The organism is uncultured Caulobacter sp., assembly GCF_937900395.1.
Taxonomy (GTDB): Bacteria; Pseudomonadota; Alphaproteobacteria; order Caulobacterales; family Caulobacteraceae; genus Caulobacter.
In genome coordinates, this window is sequence record NZ_CALCDX010000083.1 from 1 (window position 1) to 3,072 (window position 3,072).

Here is a 3,072-nt window from a genome sequence, read left to right on the forward strand (position 1 = left end):
TGACGGGGCTCGAACCCGCGACCTCCGGCGTGACAGGCCGGCGCTCTAACCAACTGAGCTACATCCGCATATCCCTTCGCCGAAGCGAAAGTGCGACCCGCCGATCGGCGAGGCGCGTCTGATATGTCGCTCGAAGACTCGTGTCAACGGCCATATCGAAGAAGCGACAAATGGCGTGTGGAGAGGTTTGTGTTTCGCTGGTTTAAATAGAGGGCAGGGCGCCCGCGCCGGCCTTTGCGGGCAAGGAATGGGCGTCCAGACATTGGTGAACCGCCGTTAGGTAAACGAGCTCTAGTTGCGATCGTTTCTCAATGTGTTCCGGGGTGTTTGAAGCGGTTGCGACAGTGGGCTACAACCCGCTCGATTCAAGCCAAGGCCCGTCATGACCGCCTTCCTTCTTCAGTACCTGCCGATCGTGATCTTCCTAGGGATCGCGGCGGCTATCGGGATCGTCTTCATCCTGGCCGCGGCCGTGCTCGCGCCCAAGGCGCCGGACCCGGAAAAGCTGTCCGCGTACGAATGCGGCTTTAACGCCTTCGACGACGCGCGCATGAAGTTCGATGTCCGGTTCTATCTGGTGTCGATCCTGTTCATCATCTTCGACCTGGAAGTCGCGTTCCTGTTCCCGTGGGCGGTCACGCTGATGAAGCTACCGCATGACGTGGCCCAGTTCGCCTTTTGGTCGATGATGGCCTTCCTCGGCGTCCTGACCGTTGGCTTTATCTACGAATGGAAGAAGGGCGCCCTCGAATGGGAGTGATCGTTCCCGCCAACGCGGCTGGCCGCGCGACGGTCGAGGGGTATGACCCCAAGCTGCATGACCCGTTCTTCGATGGCGTGTCGCAGCAGCTGGCCGACAAGGGCTTCATCACGGCCGCCGCCGACGACCTGATCACTTGGGCCCGCACGGGCTCGCTGATGTGGATGACGTTCGGCCTGGCCTGCTGCGCCGTCGAGATGATGCAGGCGTCGATGCCGCGCTACGACCTGGAGCGCTATGGCTTCGCGCCGCGCGCCAGCCCGCGCCAGTCGGACGTGATGATCGTCGCCGGCACCCTGACCAACAAGATGGCTCCGGCTCTGCGCAAGGTCTACGACCAGATGCCCGAGCCGCGCTACGTCATCTCGATGGGCAGCTGCGCCAATGGCGGCGGCTACTACTATTATAGCTACAGCGTCGTGCGCGGCTGCGACCGCGTCGTGCCGGTGGACATCTATGTCCCGGGCTGCCCGCCCACGGCCGAGGCGCTGGTGTATGGCGTTCTGCAGTTGCAGAAGAAGATCCGCCGCACGGGGACGATCGAGCGATGACCGACGTGGTTTCCACCGAAACGGCGATCTCGCCGCTGGAAGCGCTGGGCCAGGCCATCGTCGCCAACAGCGCCGGCGCGATCACCGCCTATCACGTGGCGTTCGGCGAGCTGACGGTGCTGGGCCCGGCCAACCGGGTCATCCAGGCGCTTGAGTTCCTGCGCGATCATCCCGACTGCCGCTTCCACCAGCTGGTGGATCTGACGGCCGTCGACTATCCGCAGCGCGAGCGTCGTTTCGACGTCGTCTATCACCTGCTGTCGCTGGTGAAGAACCATCGCATCCGTCTGAAGGTGCAGACCGACGAGGACACCGCCGTTCCCAGCGTGACGCCGGTCTTCCCGGTCGCCGACTGGTTCGAGCGCGAGGCTTTCGACATGTACGGCGTGTTCTTCGAAGGGCACCCGGACCTGCGCCGCATCCTCACGGACTACGGTTTCCACGGCCACCCGCTGCGGAAGGACTTCCCCATGACGGGTTATGTGGAAGTGCGCTACGACGACGAGCTTAAGCGTGTGGTGTACGAACCCGTGAAGATCACCGAGTTCCGTGCGTTCGATTTCCTCTCCCCGTGGGAAGGCGCGAAGTATGCGCTGCCCGGCGACGAGAAAGCCGAGAAGCGGGCGGGAGACGCGTAGGGCTGGGGTCGGCGCTCAAGCGCCAGCTCCATGATCACTTGCCGGGGATAGGCCGATGGTCTGGCTCGGCATGGAACAGTGTAACGAAGGTCCGTAGCCATGACCGGCACGAACTCGCCCGCCGCGGCGACCGACTACTTCCGAGACGAGGCGACGGCTCCGGCTGTTCCGGAGACGCCTGTCCGTAAGTTCAACATCAACTTCGGCCCGCAGCACCCGGCCGCGCACGGCGTGCTGCGCCTGGTGCTGGAACTGGACGGCGAAATCGTCGAACGCGTCGACCCGCACATCGGCCTGCTGCACCGCGGCACCGAAAAGCTGATGGAAGCGCGCACCTACCTGCAGAACGTGCCGTACTTCGACCGGCTCGACTACGTGGCGCCGATGAACCAGGAGCACGCCTTCTGCCTGGCCGTCGAAAAGCTGCTCGGCGTGGAAGTGCCGATCCGCGGCCAGATCATCCGGGTGCTGTATTCGGAAATCGGCCGGATCCTGAACCACCTGCTGAACGTGACGACCCAGGCCATGGACGTCGGCGCCCTGACGCCGCCGCTCTGGGGCTTCGAGGAGCGCGAGAAGCTGATGGTGTTCTACGAGCGCGCTTGCGGCGCTCGCCTGCACTCCAACTACTTCCGTCCGGGCGGCGTCCACCAGGACCTGCCGCCGGAGCTGGTCGAGGACATCGACGCCTGGGCCAAGGCGTTCCCCAAGATTTGCGACGACATCGAAGGCCTGATTACCGACAACCGCATCTTCAAGCAGCGCAACGTCGACATCGGCGTCGTGACCAAGGAAGACGCGATACTGTGGGGCTTCTCGGGGGTGATGGTGCGCGGTTCGGGCATTGCCTGGGACCTGCGCCGCAGCCAGCCCTACGAGAACTACAACGACTTCGAATTCGATATCCCGCTGGGCAAGAACGGCGACTGCTACGACCGCTATCTCTGCCGCATGCAGGAGATGCGCGAGTCGACCAAGATCATCCGCCAGGCCTGCGACATGCTGCGCAAGACGCACGGTCCGGTCCTGTCGGAAGACAACAAGGTCTCGCCGCCCCGTCGCGCCGAGATGAAGCGCTCGATGGAAGCGCTGATCCACCACTTCAAGCTCTACACCGAGGGCT

4 protein-coding genes are annotated in these 3,072 nt (G+C 63.7%); all 4 read left to right on the forward strand.

The window, feature by feature from the left end; all coding sequences use genetic code 11:
* The first annotated feature begins 382 nt into the window (after positions 1-382).
* Complete coding sequence (locus Q0379_RS07185; RefSeq protein WP_066683466.1) at positions 383-760, forward strand: NADH-quinone oxidoreductase subunit A; 378 nt, start codon at positions 383-385, stop codon at positions 758-760.
* Positions 730-1,311: an NADH-quinone oxidoreductase subunit B gene (locus tag Q0379_RS07190; RefSeq protein WP_299006330.1), complete on the forward strand. Its 582-nt coding sequence runs from the start codon at positions 730-732 to the stop codon at positions 1,309-1,311. The genes Q0379_RS07185 and Q0379_RS07190 overlap by 31 nt, the downstream gene beginning before the upstream one ends.
* Complete coding sequence (locus Q0379_RS07195) at positions 1,308-1,949, forward strand: NADH-quinone oxidoreductase subunit C (protein ID WP_299006333.1); 642 nt, start codon at positions 1,308-1,310, stop codon at positions 1,947-1,949. The genes Q0379_RS07190 and Q0379_RS07195 overlap by 4 nt, the downstream gene beginning before the upstream one ends.
* Before the next feature lie 99 nt (positions 1,950-2,048).
* Positions 2,049-3,072, forward strand: a 1,024-nt coding sequence (locus tag Q0379_RS07200) for an NADH-quinone oxidoreductase subunit D (protein WP_299006336.1), incomplete at its 3' end; no start/stop codon positions are given.

Excerpts from the sequence above, each read along its gene's own strand:
- Q0379_RS07190 (WP_299006330.1), top strand. The coding sequence starts at position 730 with ATGGAAGAAGGGCGCCCTCGAATGGGAGTGATCGTTCCCGCCAACGCG.
- Q0379_RS07185 (WP_066683466.1), top strand. The coding sequence starts at position 383 with ATGACCGCCTTCCTTCTTCAGTACCTGCCGATCGTGATCTTCCTAGGG.
- Q0379_RS07195 (WP_299006333.1), top strand. The coding sequence starts at position 1,308 with ATGACCGACGTGGTTTCCACCGAAACGGCGATCTCGCCGCTGGAAGCG.